The sequence below is a fragment of the Muriventricola aceti genome (assembly GCF_025567565.1).
Taxonomy (GTDB): domain Bacteria; phylum Bacillota; class Clostridia; order Oscillospirales; family Oscillospiraceae; genus Lawsonibacter; species Lawsonibacter aceti.
In genome coordinates this window covers 266,780-282,053 of the sequence record NZ_JAOQKF010000001.1, presented here as the reverse complement: position 1 = coordinate 282,053, position 15,274 = coordinate 266,780, and the positions used below count along the sequence as shown (strand labels likewise).

Below are 15,274 nucleotides of genomic sequence, written 5' to 3'. Positions count from 1 at the left end.
CCAACGTCATCTCACTTACATCTCCCGGCATTCGGACACGCTCCCTTTCTGATTTCTTGGTCGTAACAAGTTGTGTTGTGAATTAAACCCATGATTGTGGCTATTACTAAGTTAGCCAGTTCGTTGGTGCAGAAGCCGGGTAGATTTAAAATTATCTTTCCTAATTCAGTTGTAGCATCCAAATCAATGGAATTGACCCCAACACCACATCGTTGAACAAATTTTAGTGGCGAGAAGGGTGCCATCACATCTCTTGTGATGGGGGAATTTCCGGTCGCTAAAATCGCAAATGCATCCTGACACCCTGCAATGATTTCTGCCTCGCTGTTAAAATGCTTCGCTTCCAGCTCAATTCCAGCTGATTCATATGCCTTTCGTACCCCATTCAACTCTGAAGCGGACACACTCCTGTAGTCTTTATCCACTGCAAATAATATTGAGGCGGAAAACCCATTACCTTTTAGGTGTTAGGGAGAATGCCTCCATCCCTTTCTTAGCCTTGCAAGGTTATGTATTTTTCTATCGTGGCCGTCAAAACAGGCGCTCAAAGAACTTTATATATTCTTTCTCTCGAATTTGTTGTTCGTTTGGTTAAAATATTAGAAGCTCATAAATATTTCAAATGATTATTTGTGCTTTAATTATAGCAATATATTGAAAAAAACGGAAAGATATGTTATTCTATACAAACATAGCCTACCGGCTATAGTTTGCGCTTGCACCAACTGCTATGAGGGGATATCTCTATGCTAACCGAAAAGCTTCGCTATTTTTTGACAATTGCTGAATACCGAAATATTACAAAGGCGGCTGAATCATTATTCATTGCGCAGCCCTCCTTAAGTAAATATCTCAAATGTTTAGAAGCAGATTTAGGGGTTCGTCTCTTTGCGCGCACATTGCCTTTAACCCTCACCCCAGCAGGGGAAAAATACTACAAATTTGCACAGAACGTGGTGCTTGAGGAGAAAAAACTTAACGCAGAATTATTTGCGCTCTCTCATAATTCACAGAGCCTGCGGGTGGGCATTCCTGTCTGGAGATATTCTTTACTCTTGCCAAAACTCTTACCGCTGGTTTTGAGGCAACTGCCAAACTATGATATTCAAGTGAAGGAGATTTTTGGGTTTGAAGAAGATTACTTCGCCCTTTTGGAGAAGGACGAAATTGACTGTTGCGTTTGTATTCCGCCAGTTAAGCTTGATAGCAAATACTACGCCTATCCTATATATAAAGAAAAATATCTGCTTATTGGTAATAAAGAACATCCCGCAGTTCGAAAAGCTTTGTCCGAACCAGAACCCTCACTTCATGGTAGGTATCAATACTTTGACATTCGAAACTTAAATGGGGAAACTGTCATAAACTATAAACCGGGACAAAGCATGGAAGAGCATTTCCGCACAGAGCTCGAACGCAACAAGGTTTCACCAAAAGGTATCATTACAACAACAAATGTTATAACCGCAATCAATATGACAAGTGCGCACCAGTCTTTTTCAATCATTCCGGAATTAGGTGAACGACTTTCACCTTTGCCCTCAAATGTTGCCTGTTTTGTAATCGGCAATCCTATTTTTACATGTGATTTCTCCGCAATTGCTCTTTCGTGCTATGCACAAACAGAAATATTGCAGGATTTCTTTAAGATTATGTCGTACAAAATAAATGAAATCTGTGCCTCCAATAACACCTTTCGGTAATGGTATAGGTTGACGCAAAAAATTGCCGAGAAAATGAGTTCAAAATAGTCAATGCTGTAATTAAGAAAATAAAAAAGCGCAGAGAACGGGTCAGGGGCCTGAACCTGTGCTTTTACTATCTCCTTTCCTGTATGGCGTCTTTGGCTGCGTCTTGGTTATGCCGTACGTTGGCTCTGGCGATTTGTGTATCGAGCCCTTTTTATTTTGCTAAGAACAAATGAAGCGGTGCCGAGATATGTAACCTCATCAGAATAGTCACAATTATGTGCGCCAATGGTAAATTGACTTGACATTTGACCTTTGTTTTCCCCGTATGACCGAAAAATGTTTCGTGGCTACCTGAACTGCGTTCATAAAGATTGTTCATAAATTCAGACGAAAGTGGGTGCCCGGGCGTCTCATGTGTAAGCGCCTGGTTCAGACAGCAGTCCATAAATGAGATCTGCTGGTGAACGACATCCAGTGTATGCTCGGCTTCGTTATGTACAGATTTGTTGGTGCCCGGTCCAGAACAAATCAGCAGCATGGCCTTATATTCAGCGGCACGAAACTTTTGCCAAGCTGATTATTGATATGAAAAAGAGCCCTGCTTGTAGCAATGCTGTTCGGGTGGGGAAGAGAACTGTTCAGTTTTGGTAAACTTATTTTGAACAATTGTTATGCATATTGACAGCTTTAGTGGGCTTACGTTATCCTGTACCTGACCGTAGTAGTCCATTTTAACGATACTTTTCGTTTTTAACTGATTTTACAATTCGTGTTGCTCTCCCGACATGTAGATGAGTGCCTTAGAAGCGCATGACAAAGACTTTCAAGCCAGTGGAAATTTTTGTCATGCGTTTTTTGCATTTGAAATCCGGCAAATACACATGATGTGAGAAACAACGATAAAAACAACGAATATCGCTGACAAAACAAAGACAGAGTTTGATGTCGCCATACGTAAGGCTATTGAGGACCGGAAGCACGATACCAACGAAAAAAGAAATTATTTCTCAAGAAAAGCAAACTCGACAGAGTGACAATGATTAAAATGATTTGTCTTATAGGAGGAAACATTTTACGTAAGGAATTGTACGATTATCACGCAGTAAATATAGCTGTATCCAGTTTCTCCGAGCGCCGCACCGCTATCGACTTGGAACTGATTGTTTTGCGCCGCTTTTCTGATATAGAAAGCGGCAACGAGGAATTTCTTTGCAAGGGGCGTAAACTGATTACCATGGACGGTGTAAACTTCAACACTGCGCACAACAAAAACATGCCATCTTTTATGTCTGCACCAAATACCATAAAGGGTGGATAAAACCAATACAAAGCAACAGCAATGTTAGATTTGCTGTCGCACCAAACAGTAGATATGGCGCTAAATTCTATTAGCGCACAGAATGAACACGCAGACGCAGAATTTTGATACAATGGAACGATTTTCCTCCTTGCATTATAGTCTGTGACAGACTATATCTGTGATAGTCCGCAGGGCCAAGCATGGGCTTTGATAACATCTCAATATCCTTATCAGGGGCATAGTCCCTTATAGGCCGTAGTTTAATCCGTAAACCCCGCATGTGTGGGGATGAACCGCCTGCCGGGGCCTGGCCGAATACAAACATAACCGTAAACCCCGCGTGCGTGGGGAAATTTCCAAAGAGAAAAGGAGGAACACGGAATGAAAAATTTACAGGAACTTCCTGAGTTGGGGGACAGTATCAACTATTTGTGCCTAGAACATGCGGTGATTGAGCAAAATGACACAGCTATCGTTGCCATTCAGAAAGAGGGCAGGACGCCCATCCCCATTGCGGCAATGACCTGCCTTTTGCTGGGACTGGGGACCAGCGTGACCCATGCGGCAATCCGTACGATTTGCGAGAACGGATGTATGGCCATCTGGTGTGGGGAGCATGGAGAGCGATTTTATGCCTCTGGTGTTGGGGAAACCAGAAGTGCCAAAAATCTGTTAATCCAGGCCAAGGCCTGTATGGATCAGGAGCGGCATTTGGAAATCGCAAAGCGGATGTATCAGATTCGCTTTCCCAATATGAAGACCGATGGCCTGACCCTCCAGCAGCTGCGCGGCATGGAGGGAATAAGGGTTCGAAAAGCCTATGAGCTGGTGTCGAAAACGACAGGGGTCCGATGGAAAAAGAGATCCTATAAGGCCGAGGACTGGGATTGGGCCGACCCGGTCAATCAGGCGTTGTCTGAGGCCAACGCACTGCTGTATGGTTTGTGCCATGCGGCGGTGGTGTCGCTGGGATATTCACCAGGGCTTGGTTTTATCCATACGAGGAAACAGCTCTCTTTTGTGTATGATGTGGCAGATTTCTATAAGGTAGAAACCACGATCCCGGCAGCTTTTGAAGCGGTCCGAGAACTAACGTCTGGAAATGACCAGAAGAAACTGGTTCGGATGAAATGCAAAACGTATTTTGCCAACGCCCATATTTTGTCCTGCGTCGCCCGTGACCTGACGTGGATGCTACAGGGAGAAACTGAGGAGGAACAGGACAATGGTTTGCGGGTTGGAACACTCTGGGATGACAAGATGGACACAGCATTCGGAGGAAGAAATTATGCGGGTAGTGAGGTAGAGAAATGACGGTCATTGTCATGGATGGCGCGCCGGAAAGCGTTCGTGGAGAGCTCAAACGGTGGTTTCTGGAATTGAAACCAGGAGTATTTGTTGGTCGTGTGAATGTACGGATCCGAGAGCTGTTGTGGAAACGGATTTGCGGTACGGACCGTGCGGCTGGCGCGGTCATGTCATTTTCCGCTCCGACAGAGCAGGGCTTTGAAATGCGAATGCGGGGAGACCCTAAACGACGTGTGACAGATTTTGAGGGGAGTCAACTGGTCACAGTTTCAAATCAGGACGGTATTGACGAAGACGAGGAAAAGCTTCCGGGATTTTTCATAAAGCTTAATTTACTGGATGAATAAATCCCATGCTTCATTGTTTGTTACCTTGCAAATCCTGAGCTGCCTTTGGGGAAAGAATTCGCTTTGTTTCCTAACCCGGATGGTCAAGAAGTAGCGGAGAACGAGTTTTACCTGCAACGGGCAAATGCGTGAGTTGCGGCTTACCACATAACCAGCCATAGACTGAGGTGGAATATACAGAAGTGGTATGGCCAAAGAGTGATGGAAAGTATACTGATTAAATGGGAAAGTGCTGAAGATAAGCAAAATAGATTGGGAAAATGTCAAATCGGCGTTGGTAAGGATGAGGCCCCGGTTCAAATCTGGCCAGTAGTACCATTTCAGCAAAACCTGCGTCAAAATCGAAATTCATAATTGGCTATAATTAGATATTACAGTATTGGCAAGCAGATTTAAGGAAGTTCATTCCCTCTTAAACCTGCTTTTGTTTATGTTTTAAAGCGTGAGGCAGCCAAAAAACTTCCTCATGGCTATGTTTTAATTGACTAAGAAATTGTTGCGCATGAAAAAAGTCAGGTGCTGTTAGCGGAATATTTGAGTATCATCCTGCTAGATTCAGTTTAGGAAAAATTGTTAATATACTTTTTGAAAAAGCATTCCTTCACTGCCTGAAAACCTAAAATGACCTAGGCGGTCGTGCATAAGCTCCTGGATAATAAGAAATATGTTCCAATTGTTGCTATGAAAGCAACTTAATTTGGAAAGATAGTTCAAGGAAGGGACATAGCTGCAAAAAATGACGGAGTAAATATTATTACTTTAACAAACCCACAAAATCATCTATTTTCTTCAAGCGAGTATGCTATGTATGAGGCAGAAATAGTTGAGAGTTTCGCATAATTTTGATTTTGAGTAGGCCTTTCGGTGGGATGTCCTGAGGTTGACCAACAAAAAGAATTACAAGCCATGTAAATTGTTACGTCCTAACAGATGCAAAGTTGCATCTTTTTTGTTAACGAACGGCAGAAAAGAAGCACCTGTCATGCAGGTGCTTCTTTCTGTTTCAATCTTATCGCTCAATTGATAGACCGTTACCGGAGCGGCAAGCAACAGATCCCTGTTTGCGGACGGCCTCTCCTCCAATTCCAGATAGCGTACAGTCCATGCAGCTCCTTTCCAATGTCCTCCACACATCCAGTGGAGCGTGATTGGACTTTCAGTCCTCGCCAAAGCCGCTTTCGATCAGCGCGGTCAGTTCAGCCACAGCCTCCTGTTCGTCGGGACCTTCCGCCGTGATTTCAACAGACTCTCCCTGACAGATACCCATGGAGAGCAAAACGATGATTGATTTGGCGTTTCCAACTGGTTTGTCGCTCTCCATGCGGCGGATGGAGATCTTAGACTGGAAGCCTTTCGCCCGAGCCACAAATTCAGAGGCAGGGCGGGCATGGAGTCCAGAAATATTTTGAACAGTAACAGAGCCACAATACATTGCGGATCACCTCATTCATTCTACTGAATATTCAGAATATATAGTTTTCTTGAGATAACGCTTGACTTCCTCAGCTGAGGTCATCATACACACGGCATCTGACAGCGCGGCCGCTTTTTTCAAATCGGTGGAAAGGATCATCTCTTTCACAGAAGCGACAGAGGAGATATTCATGGACAGTCGGCGGATACCGCTTCCAATCAGAACCGCCGCAGCCAGTGAATCTCCGCCCAGTTCCCCGCATACACTGACCGGCTTGCCTTGCTTTGCAAAGGCAGAAACCACATGACGGATCAGGCGGAACATAGCCGGATGATAAGGCTGATAATAGGAGCTGACCGCTGGATTTCCACGATCTACCGCCATCAGATACTGGGTCAGATCGTTGGTTCCAATACTGGCGAAATCCACCTCTGCCGCCGCCTGGTCAGCCAATATAGCAATGGATGGGATCTCTACCATGATCCCTGTTTTGAAGTCAGGCTGGAAGGGATGACCCTCAGCCTTCAGCTCTGCCTTGACCTGCTCCAGGGCAGCCTTTGCCATATAAATATCGTCCATACTGGCCACCATAGGAAACATGAGCCACAAATTTCCATAGGCTGAGGCACGCAGCGCAGCCCGGAGCTGTGTGTGTAGAAGCTCCGGATGCCGGAAGCAAAGCCTCAAGGCCCGATTGCCCAGGAAGGGATTGCTTTCCGCCGGCATATCCAGGCATTCTAAGGGCTTATCGCCTCCAATGTCCATGGTCCTCAGGACCACGGGACGGCGCTGAAAGGTGATCAGAACCTTTCGATAGGCCTGAAACTGCTCCTCTTCCGAGGGGAGCGTATTGCGCCCCATATAGAGAAACTCTGTGCGAAAAAGCCCTACACCATCGGTATACTTGGCCCCGGCCAGGTTATCCGGATCGGCGGCGGCAATATTCAGCTCCACCTCGATCCGGACTCCGTCCGGTGTAACAGGCTCACAGTCAATAAAGAGTTTTGTGTGGGCGCGCTGTTCCCGCTCCACCGCTCCCTTGGTCTGGTAAACCTCCAGAAGCTGATCGTTGAGCTCAGTGAGAACCACTCCATCCACCGCATCCAGGATGATCGGTTGTCCGTCTTGCAACTGAGATATGGCACCGGTAACGCCCAACACGGCGGGGATCTCATAGTTACGGGCGATAATTGCGCTGTGTGAGGTAGTGCCGCCAACCTCGGTAATAATGCCACGCACATTATCCCGGTCCAGCGTGGCTGTGTCTGAGGGCACCAAATCCCAGGCCACCACGATGGTATCCGGCGGGAGAACTGAAAGCTCCTGCTCTGGAAGACCCTCCCAGCAGCGTAGCAGCCGGATCTCGATGTCCCGCAGATCGGCCGCCCGTTCCCTGATGGTCGGATCGGGTAACTTTTCAAACATATTAGCATATTGTTCATACACCGTTTGGATTGCTCGCTGTCCGTTCATGTGTCCTGACTCTATCAACCCCCGAAGCTCCTCATCGATGGTCTCATCTCCCAGGATCTCCAGGTGAGCGGAGAGGATATCCGCTTTGTCCTGCTCATTCTTGTTTTGAAACCTCTCCCGTAATCCATCCATCTCCTCCCGGGCAAGCCGGCAGGCCTCCAGATAGTGGGCTAACTCCGATGCCGTACTCTCTGGGGACTCAGAGGAGAATGTAGGAACAAATCGTTCATATCGATATACCTTACCCACCACGACCCCAGGAGAAACGGCGGTCCCTTTTAATGTCATACTGCCACCTCCTTGTATTATGTCACGGATCACCAACAGGCTGGGAGATACCTATGATCCACAGCTGACTGTAAGTCTTTATCTGATGCAGGTAGCCAATCATCCCATACCGATCCACTCTGTAGGGATCCGGAGCATGGATGATCCACCATGGGTATCTCAGAGCCTGCTGATCCTTGCGCTTGATACAGACCCGGCAGAGAAAAAGACATCGTGTCTAGGGGTTCCCCGACAGATCACAGGCCAGAAGCCGGGCCGGCCTGATGGAGCATGGGGAGGAGGATCTGCTCTACACATTGTCTCACCCCATGTTCTTGGTTGGAACAAACCAGGCGGTCGGCGACCGCCTTTAATTCAGGCTCCCCATTGGCTACGGCTACTCCTGTACCAGCCCATTGGAGCATACCCATATCGTTCATGCTGTCCCCAATGGCTACGACTTTATCCTGGGAGAGATGGAACATTTCTGCCAGACGGCGCAGTGCAAGTCCCTTTCCAACCCGGGGACCGTTGAGCTCGATAAATTGTCCTTCACTGATCACCAAGGTGACCGGATCTGGGATATTGGCCTTGAGGAATTCCCCACAGAGCGCGATCTGATCCTTAGGACCAGCTGCTACGATTTTGTTCCAGGGAACCGGAACCGAGGCTATAGGGAGAAGAGGGGCTTGGTATTGTTCCCGATTCCAGGATATCTCTCTGGTATAAGCGTTTTCCCGGACAGCACATGTAAAATCATCCTCCCCCCGAAAGATGAGAAATCCCACCTGTTGAAAACGCTCCAAAGCTTCCGACAGAGAAGGTCGGACAGATTCGGGGAGAAACTGCCGCCATAGGACCCGTCCCGCCTTTACATCATAAATACATCCACCATTGTAGGTGATGATGGGCAAATTTACAAGCTCCACTAGCTCCGGGTACAGCATAGCGCCTCTGGTAGGGCGGCCGGTGGCTACGGTAAACAGCCCGCCCTGCTCCACAAACTGAGCCGCCGCTTCCAGACATTCCCGGGGAACCTGGGCATTGTCATCCAAAAGGGTCTTATCCAGATCGGTGACAAACAGCAGCTTTTTTATAGGGACCTTATCCGGTTTCACACTTGGATCCATACACGGGAGACTCCTTTTCTATTGATGAGACTTGCCCCCGCCCACACCGCCGCATGGAGGTATAGGCGGGGACAATGTGTACAGGGTGAAGCTGGTTCAGCTGCCAAAGAAGCTGAAGATCTTATATAGTAGGTCAGGCAGAAGCTCCTGGCCCATGACCAGCGCGGAGGTGTGGGTAATCCCCTCGGCATAGACATAGCCGGACTGGACGGCCATGATATCATGGATGTTGGTCATAGCGGTGGCAATCAGCAGAATCACGATCCCCTGGATAATGGCGCTGACGATTCCGCGGAAAATGTTGTCCTTGGCGGCCACGGGGCACCAGCAGAACCAAGAGGTGAGCACCGCCAGGTCGGCAATAGGCAACACCCGATTCCCCGGGACAGTAGCGGCCAGGACAAGCATAATGGGGATCATAATGACGCCGACAACGATGACACTGGGACGGCCCATAAGGATGCCGCCGTCAATTCCGATATAGAGCTCCTTGCCCTTGAGGAACTTCATGTTCTGGGCCCAGGTCTGAGTGTACTGGGCGATGGTAGACAAGCCCTCCATCAACAGGGACACCATCTTGGGCAGAAGAAGGAGAACTGCGGCAATATTCAACGCGCTGGCCAGAATTTCTGAGGGGCCTTGGCCCGCCAGCACGGACAGCACTGCACCTACTATCAGCCCGATGAACATGGGGTCTCCAAAGAAGCCGATTTTCTCCTTTAGGTGCTCCGGATCGGCATCGAGCTTGTTAAAGCCGGGGATCCGGTCATACAGTTTATCCATAAATTTGGCATAAGGCATCCAGAAAATCGAGCAGGTATGAGGAAAGCTAATGCCCGGATAGATGTGCTGGGTAATGGGGGCTGCGTAGTCAGCCAGCCGGAGGGTCACCGCCGCGGTGATCAGAGACGCCAGCAGGCCAAAAATCACGCTGTCGGTACTGTAATACACCATGGCGCCGGCCAGCATAAAGCCCCAATAGTTCCAAATGTCCACATCCAGAGTACGGGTGAAGCCGGCGACAATGAGTATGATATTCAGTGCAAACACGCCGACAAAGATCAGTGGCGCGATGGGCACGGCCCAGGCAAAGGAACCGGTTACGGGCCACCCCACATCGATGACATCCAGGCTCAGATTGAACTTTTCAACAAGCCCTGTGGAAATGGGCCCAATGTACTCGGCCAGCAGATCCATAACCATAAATGTGCCGATGAACCCGCAGCCCACTGTGACTGAGGCCTTCAACAACTGTTTGATGGGAACCCTAACCACAAGTCCGATGATGAATACAAAGATGGGCATCATACAGGCTGCGCCAAGATTCTGCATAAAATTGATAAAACTTTGGATGACTTCCATTGACCTGTTCCCTCCATTCTTTCACTGCTCTTTTTGTTTTTTCCTCCCCTGAATGCCTTTAGATCAGGCCTCCAGCTTTTGGATCATGTCATACAATTCGTCAAGAGTCTTGTCTCTGCCTACTCCAGTGAAGATGCTCATCCCGTCATGGTGTAGTCCTTCTCGCATCTGAAAGGGAGGCTGCCCGACCGTGTAGACAAAATCCGGGTTCCAGGCCTGGATCTTGTTCTGTAATTCGTAGAATGTGCACTTCTGAATGTCATAGCTCACTTTTTTCTTGTCCAGGTAGCTGGAGATCATCATCTGCAGCATACTAGACTGGGCGATAGCCGCTCCACAGGCCACCAGGATGCGTACTTTTCGATTGATCATAAGAATCATTCCTTTCCAGAATTTATTCGGCGGAAGCGCCGTTAAATATATTGCTGAATTCCAGGGGAGCCGATGTTCCCATCAGAGAAGCCAGCATCTCCTCATTGGAAATGGCAGCCATCAGCTTTTGCAGCAGACTCAACTGCTCCTTGGGATCCTTAAGAGCCAGGACAAAGATAATGGACACATCCACCTTCCCATCATCCGCTGTACCGCCGCTCTGAGCGAATTTTACCGGTTGGGACAATCGGCAAGCCGCAATCTGCGCCGTGATTACATGCTGTGGGGTCAGAGAGTGAGGAATGGCAACTCCTACCGGCTCGGTTGGCAGCCCTGTGGCCCACTGCAGTTCCCGCGCGATTACATCCTCGTCATAGCCCTCTGTGACAAACCCCTCGTTCATCAAAGGGCGGCAAGCCTTTCGAATAGCATCTTGCCAATCTTGGGCCTTTACATCCAGTTGGACACAGGAGGAATGAAGCATCATACCGTTAACTTTTTCCAAGATCAACACCACCTATCGTAAAATCCTCTGTTGTACCGATGGGAGCACCGGCATTTTTCTCTTCTTTTTGAAGGATGCTAAGCACATCTTGTTTGGTACGTGCCCGGAAAAGGGTCTCCCGCACCGGCTTTTCCGAAATCATGTTGAATAGTTGGATCATAGCTTCCATATGAGAGGAGCTGTCCACAACAGACAGGGTAAACACCAGCTTGACCGGGTCGTTGCTCTTATTCCCAAAGGAGACAGGACTGCGCAGACTCATAAACCCAAAGCCCAATTTCCTGCAGCCATCTGCCGGGGAGGCGTGGGCGATAAGGACACCGGGAAACATCACCATAGCAGGCCCGAACTCCTGCAGGTTGCGAACAATAGCATGTTTGTACGCCTCAGTCACATATCCCTCCAGCTCCAAGGCCTGGGTAGACTGATAGACTGCCTCCTGCCAGTTCCGGCAGGGCACATCTATGCGCATTAGCCCAGGCAACAGCAGATCTTTCAGATCCCATATACTGTCCTTTTGGGGGAACGGCTTCTGAATCCGTGTATCATGGAGCAGGAGAGAGAGAATATCATACCGAAGCTGTTCAATATTCCGGTTAGCGCCATGACCCTGGGCAATCCGCACAAGCTGTTCGGTCAATTCCATGTACCGGTCTGAGGAGTGATTGGCCTGGCGCGCGTCGATGAATTGCAGGATGTTTCGATAGTCCTGCCGCGTGAAAATGGGGTTTACCCGAATGTAAAGCTCGCTGGGGAGCTGGGGCAGATCCACTGTACTAATAATATAGTCGCAGTGTAGTGACCCCTGTTTGATCTTCTCACAGACATCCCGACCGGACAGGATGTCAGCAATCTCCACATTGAATAGGCTTTTCATCTGAGAGACCACCACCTGGGCCGTGCCATAGCCGGATCCGCAGGCAATGACGACCCGTGCTGGGCGAATCACCTGAGGGTCTCGCTGGTTAATCGCAGCCAAAAAATACAGGGCAATATAGGAAATCTCCTGGTCGCTGATGGGACCGTCACAGCACTGTTCCAGAGGTTTTACTGCTTCGGCGGTATTGCGGAGTAATTGCCCGTGCTTGGCCACCAGATCCTCATAAAGGGGATTTACAATGGACCGGTGGTAGCGGATGCGGTAGATCGTAGGGATGAGATGGGCTTTGAGGTGCTCCACCAACTCTGTCCTGGTTGGACCAAAATCGATTTGATAGAGGCGTTGAATGTTGTCTACCACTTCCTCGGTCACACGATCCAGCCGACTGGATCGCGTCTGATCTCGGCCCAGACGCCCTTGTCCGCTAACGATGCTTTTGGAGCACAGCAACTGAGCGGTGAGATAGTACTGCACTCCGGCTGGAAAGCTGACCTCATACTGTTGGGACAGAAGTTCCATCATCATCCCCGCCGCCTTATACTCCTGCGTCATCATCAGGGTGTCTTTTCCATGAGCAATCCGGATCGGAGTAATGGTTCCGCTACGGGCCCGCTGGGTCAGCAGGGCAAGGTAAAAAATCAGTTTTCCAAAGGCCTCGTCGCTGAAAATTCGGTTGAGAATACTTTCCGCATGCTTCGGAATATCTCGAAAAAGATTCACGTCCAGGTTGCGGAACAGGTCCTCTAGCAGCAGAGTGGAAATCTTTCGTTCCAGAGGCTTGCTGTACAAATATCGATCAAATTCCGCCAGGGAAATGTGATCATTGAGCGTCTGAAGGCATACGCCTAGGATAGTTTCCTCATCGCCCTCTGCCCGCAGGCCTACACGGGTACGCCGGACCAGAGAGATGCTTTGTGCCTCCAGTTGCCGCTCTACAACTTCCAAATCACCGATTACCGTTGGATATGAGACGATCAGCCTTTTCGCCAGTTCCGGCACACTGATATAGGGCACAATGCCGGTAAGAAGGGCCATCTTAATATACAGACACCGCTCCTGAGTGCTATATTTATACTGATATGGGGTGGTTGTGGAGAGAAAGCCCTGCAATAGAACTTCTAGTCCTGGTGTATGCTCTAAATAGATGCCAGCACCAAATCTGCGGCTTAACGGAGGAAGACTATTTTGTTGAAAAAATTTGTCCAAAAGATCTAGGTCATATCGGACAGAACGCTCCGTTTTTCCCATTTGTTCGGCCAGTTTGTTGATAGGGACATAGTCCTGGCAGTTGTATAGGATCTTCAATAAAGAAACGCAGGTATGATTTAGTTCCATGGAATCGCTCCTTATGGATGCTATTCTAATCCAGTCAATCAGATTTCTACAATATAATCATCATAAATTTTCTGTAAAAATGAAAATGAAAAATTGAATATTTGGTAAATAAAATACGATTTTTACACTAATATATTATGCGATATATACAAAAACATCGGAAGGCGGGCGACATAACGCCGAGTATGGGAAACGAAGAACCAAGGGGTGTTTTGAATACGGCTGCTCTCTGATTAGATCCGGACACATATGCCCCGTGTATCTGGCCTCAGCGTTCGACCAGCTGGCTTTCCTCCGGCCGCATCAGATCCAGTATGGGGATTTCCAGATAATGTCAGAGGCTTTCCTCGTATATATGCTGTTCTACATCGCTCATTTTTACTTCTCACACCCTGCTTGTCGGGCGCAAATTTGGTTCCCCATTCAGCACTCCATGCAAGACCAAGAATTGGCACAACAAGGGATAATGCAAAACGCTAACAGAATACTTACAGTTTTTCGAAAAGTGAATATGCCGCTTGTTGATCGGACAATTGATTTTCAATATATGGAGGCATAACCAAGTGGTTAAAGGGGGCGGATTCGAAATCCAGTAGGTCGGCTTCTCCGGCGCAAGAGTTCGAATTTCTTCACCTTCGCCATTGTAGAAAAATAGTAACTTAAAATTGGCTATAATTGTATATCTACAGATTGCGGTAAGCAGATTTAAGGAGATTTTTTCTCTATTAAATCTGCTTTTGTTCATGTGTTAGCAAAGAAAGACTGCTATGATATTTCCATATGGCTATGTACTTGATCGGTGGGGAGATTATAAACCGCCCTTTGTTTGTTGCTTACAGATTATCAGTGTCCCTGATTTTTAATTACACTTGGCGCCTGGGGGACAGAGTAAACCTTGGTCATTGAATATGCAATAATCTACCGCCTCTACCCCGCACCCGCCGCGTGAGTGTCCAGCCGGCCCTGCATCTTTTTTGCAACTACCCTCCATAAAAATAACCACACTGATAAGTGTGGTTATTTTTATGGATACCTGAGAATTTTAAGATGCTGGGATGAAGTGAATTCGTCCCGCGCGGAAGGCTCACTTGTACGACGCAAAAGCACCGCCGGCTCTTTTTTATTAACGCAGGACATGGTAAGTTGACAAACCTAAAAAGCCAGAAAACGGCATATATCAAGGGCTTGAAAATTTTCTCTTCCTGTAGAAGCGGGCGTAAGAAGTGAAAAATGGATTTTGAGTAAGTCGAACCCTCTCTCGTTTCAGTATAAAGTATAAAACCGTCGGATTCTGGGATATAGAATCTTGACAAAAGAAAATGTGTTATGTATTTGCGATAAAATAATTTGCTCGAAGCAAATTGTGGAGACTGAAATCTCCCAGCCCCCAGCGCATTTATAGATTGCTGAAATGTATGCTATAAGTCGTACATCGACACTGAATTTTCAGAATCAATTGTTGGTTTATGAAATCCTCCTCCAATTGGTAGAAAGAGAACAAATAATTATTGCTTGCACCCAAAATCCAAATCATGTAAAATGGTTTTGCGATGGAATTCTGGTTCTGAAGAACGGCATGGATTTATGCCAGAGTACTGTAAACGACCCGTTGCCGTATAGTTGCCTTAAGGAACTTTATGGAGAAGTCTGTAAGTTTTGGCACGGAATAATCGCACCTAACTAGTATAAGTTGTGGTAGTATTCAAAATACTAGGTAGGATCGTCTTTTCGCAAATAAACGATTCGGTCAGTTGAAACGCAGGGCTGGTATCCATTTACGGGATATCGGCCCTGTAGTCTCCATATTGGACATCGTTTTGCTCTTTTAAGATATTTGATGACAATTATTCCTTTTTCAGTACACGGATTATGTTTGACTGACCTTCGAAT

Annotated in this window: 12 protein-coding genes; 4 read left to right on the top strand and 8 right to left on the bottom strand. The window is 47.6% G+C overall.

Translation table 11 applies throughout. The annotated features are described in order from the left end of the window. Nucleotides 1-11: 11 nt before the first annotated feature. Complete coding sequence (locus OCV64_RS01475; RefSeq protein WP_262669069.1) at nt 12-404, bottom strand: Rossmann-fold NAD(P)-binding domain-containing protein; 393 nt, start codon at nt 402-404, stop codon at nt 12-14. 342 nt (nt 405-746) lie between these two features. Here OCV64_RS01475 and OCV64_RS01470 point away from each other — a divergent pair, with 342 nt between their 5' ends. The 4 genes from OCV64_RS01470 (at nt 747) to cas2e (ending at nt 4,646) form a co-directional block, all read left to right on the top strand. Then, nucleotides 747-1,703 (top strand): LysR family transcriptional regulator, encoded by a 957-nt coding sequence (locus tag OCV64_RS01470; RefSeq protein ID WP_186852401.1) that lies wholly within the window; start codon nt 747-749, stop codon nt 1,701-1,703. A 1,024-nt stretch (nt 1,704-2,727) separates the two neighbouring features. Beyond that, nucleotides 2,728-3,009: a hypothetical protein gene (locus tag OCV64_RS01465; RefSeq protein ID WP_186852400.1), complete on the top strand. Its 282-nt coding sequence runs from the start codon at nt 2,728-2,730 to the stop codon at nt 3,007-3,009. Between the two features lie 363 nt (nt 3,010-3,372). Continuing rightward, nucleotides 3,373-4,305: a type I-E CRISPR-associated endonuclease Cas1e gene (gene cas1e, locus OCV64_RS01460; protein ID WP_262669066.1), complete on the top strand. Its 933-nt coding sequence runs from the start codon at nt 3,373-3,375 to the stop codon at nt 4,303-4,305. Next, entirely contained in the window at nt 4,302-4,646 is a 345-nt protein-coding gene (gene cas2e, locus OCV64_RS01455; protein WP_186852398.1) for a type I-E CRISPR-associated endoribonuclease Cas2e, read from the top strand. The genes cas1e and cas2e overlap by 4 nt, the downstream gene beginning before the upstream one ends. Nucleotides 4,647-5,802: 1,156 nt before the next feature. Here the strand turns inward: cas2e and OCV64_RS01450 are convergent. The 7 genes from OCV64_RS01450 to OCV64_RS01420 all read right to left on the bottom strand — a co-directional run bounded on the left by OCV64_RS01450 (nt 5,803) and on the right by OCV64_RS01420 (nt 13,384). Further along, on the bottom strand, nt 5,803-6,078 hold the full coding sequence (locus OCV64_RS01450; protein ID WP_147572919.1) for an HPr family phosphocarrier protein: 276 nt from the start codon (nt 6,076-6,078) through the stop codon (nt 5,803-5,805). Between the two features lie 15 nt (nt 6,079-6,093). Next, the gene (gene ptsP / locus OCV64_RS01445; RefSeq protein ID WP_262669063.1) at nt 6,094-7,821 is read right to left on the bottom strand and encodes a phosphoenolpyruvate--protein phosphotransferase; all 1,728 of its coding nucleotides are present in this window, start codon (nt 7,819-7,821) and stop codon (nt 6,094-6,096) included. A 236-nt stretch (nt 7,822-8,057) separates the two neighbouring features. Beyond that, nucleotides 8,058-8,930 (bottom strand): Cof-type HAD-IIB family hydrolase, encoded by an 873-nt coding sequence (locus tag OCV64_RS01440; RefSeq protein ID WP_262669062.1) that lies wholly within the window; start codon nt 8,928-8,930, stop codon nt 8,058-8,060. A gap of 96 nt (nt 8,931-9,026) precedes the next feature. Then, nucleotides 9,027-10,292: a PTS galactitol transporter subunit IIC gene (locus OCV64_RS01435; protein ID WP_262669059.1), complete on the bottom strand. Its 1,266-nt coding sequence runs from the start codon at nt 10,290-10,292 to the stop codon at nt 9,027-9,029. Between the two features lie 63 nt (nt 10,293-10,355). Continuing rightward, the gene (locus OCV64_RS01430; RefSeq protein WP_262669057.1) at nt 10,356-10,664 is read right to left on the bottom strand and encodes a PTS sugar transporter subunit IIB; all 309 of its coding nucleotides are present in this window, start codon (nt 10,662-10,664) and stop codon (nt 10,356-10,358) included. 22 nt (nt 10,665-10,686) lie between these two features. Next, nucleotides 10,687-11,169 (bottom strand): PTS sugar transporter subunit IIA, encoded by a 483-nt coding sequence (locus tag OCV64_RS01425; protein ID WP_147572910.1) that lies wholly within the window; start codon nt 11,167-11,169, stop codon nt 10,687-10,689. Further along, nucleotides 11,156-13,384 carry a BglG family transcription antiterminator gene (locus OCV64_RS01420; protein WP_262669054.1) on the bottom strand — a complete coding sequence of 743 codons (2,229 nt, stop codon included), beginning with the start codon at nt 13,382-13,384 and terminating at the stop codon, nt 11,156-11,158. The genes OCV64_RS01425 and OCV64_RS01420 overlap by 14 nt, the downstream gene beginning before the upstream one ends. Between the last annotated feature and the right edge of the window lie 1,890 nt (nt 13,385-15,274).

Excerpts from the sequence above, each read along its gene's own strand:
- OCV64_RS01440 (WP_262669062.1), bottom strand. The coding sequence starts at position 8,930 with ATGGATCCAAGTGTGAAACCGGATAAGGTCCCTATAAAAAAGCTGCTG.
- cas2e (WP_186852398.1), top strand. The coding sequence starts at position 4,302 with ATGACGGTCATTGTCATGGATGGCGCGCCGGAAAGCGTTCGTGGAGAG.
- OCV64_RS01435 (WP_262669059.1), bottom strand. The coding sequence starts at position 10,292 with ATGGAAGTCATCCAAAGTTTTATCAATTTTATGCAGAATCTTGGCGCA.
- OCV64_RS01450 (WP_147572919.1), bottom strand. The coding sequence starts at position 6,078 with ATGTATTGTGGCTCTGTTACTGTTCAAAATATTTCTGGACTCCATGCC.
- OCV64_RS01430 (WP_262669057.1), bottom strand. The coding sequence starts at position 10,664 with ATGATCAATCGAAAAGTACGCATCCTGGTGGCCTGTGGAGCGGCTATC.
- OCV64_RS01465 (WP_186852400.1), top strand. The coding sequence starts at position 2,728 with ATGATTAAAATGATTTGTCTTATAGGAGGAAACATTTTACGTAAGGAA.
- cas1e (WP_262669066.1), top strand. The coding sequence starts at position 3,373 with ATGAAAAATTTACAGGAACTTCCTGAGTTGGGGGACAGTATCAACTAT.
- OCV64_RS01420 (WP_262669054.1), bottom strand. The coding sequence starts at position 13,384 with ATGGAACTAAATCATACCTGCGTTTCTTTATTGAAGATCCTATACAAC.
- ptsP (WP_262669063.1), bottom strand. The coding sequence starts at position 7,821 with ATGACATTAAAAGGGACCGCCGTTTCTCCTGGGGTCGTGGTGGGTAAG.
- OCV64_RS01470 (WP_186852401.1), top strand. The coding sequence starts at position 747 with ATGCTAACCGAAAAGCTTCGCTATTTTTTGACAATTGCTGAATACCGA.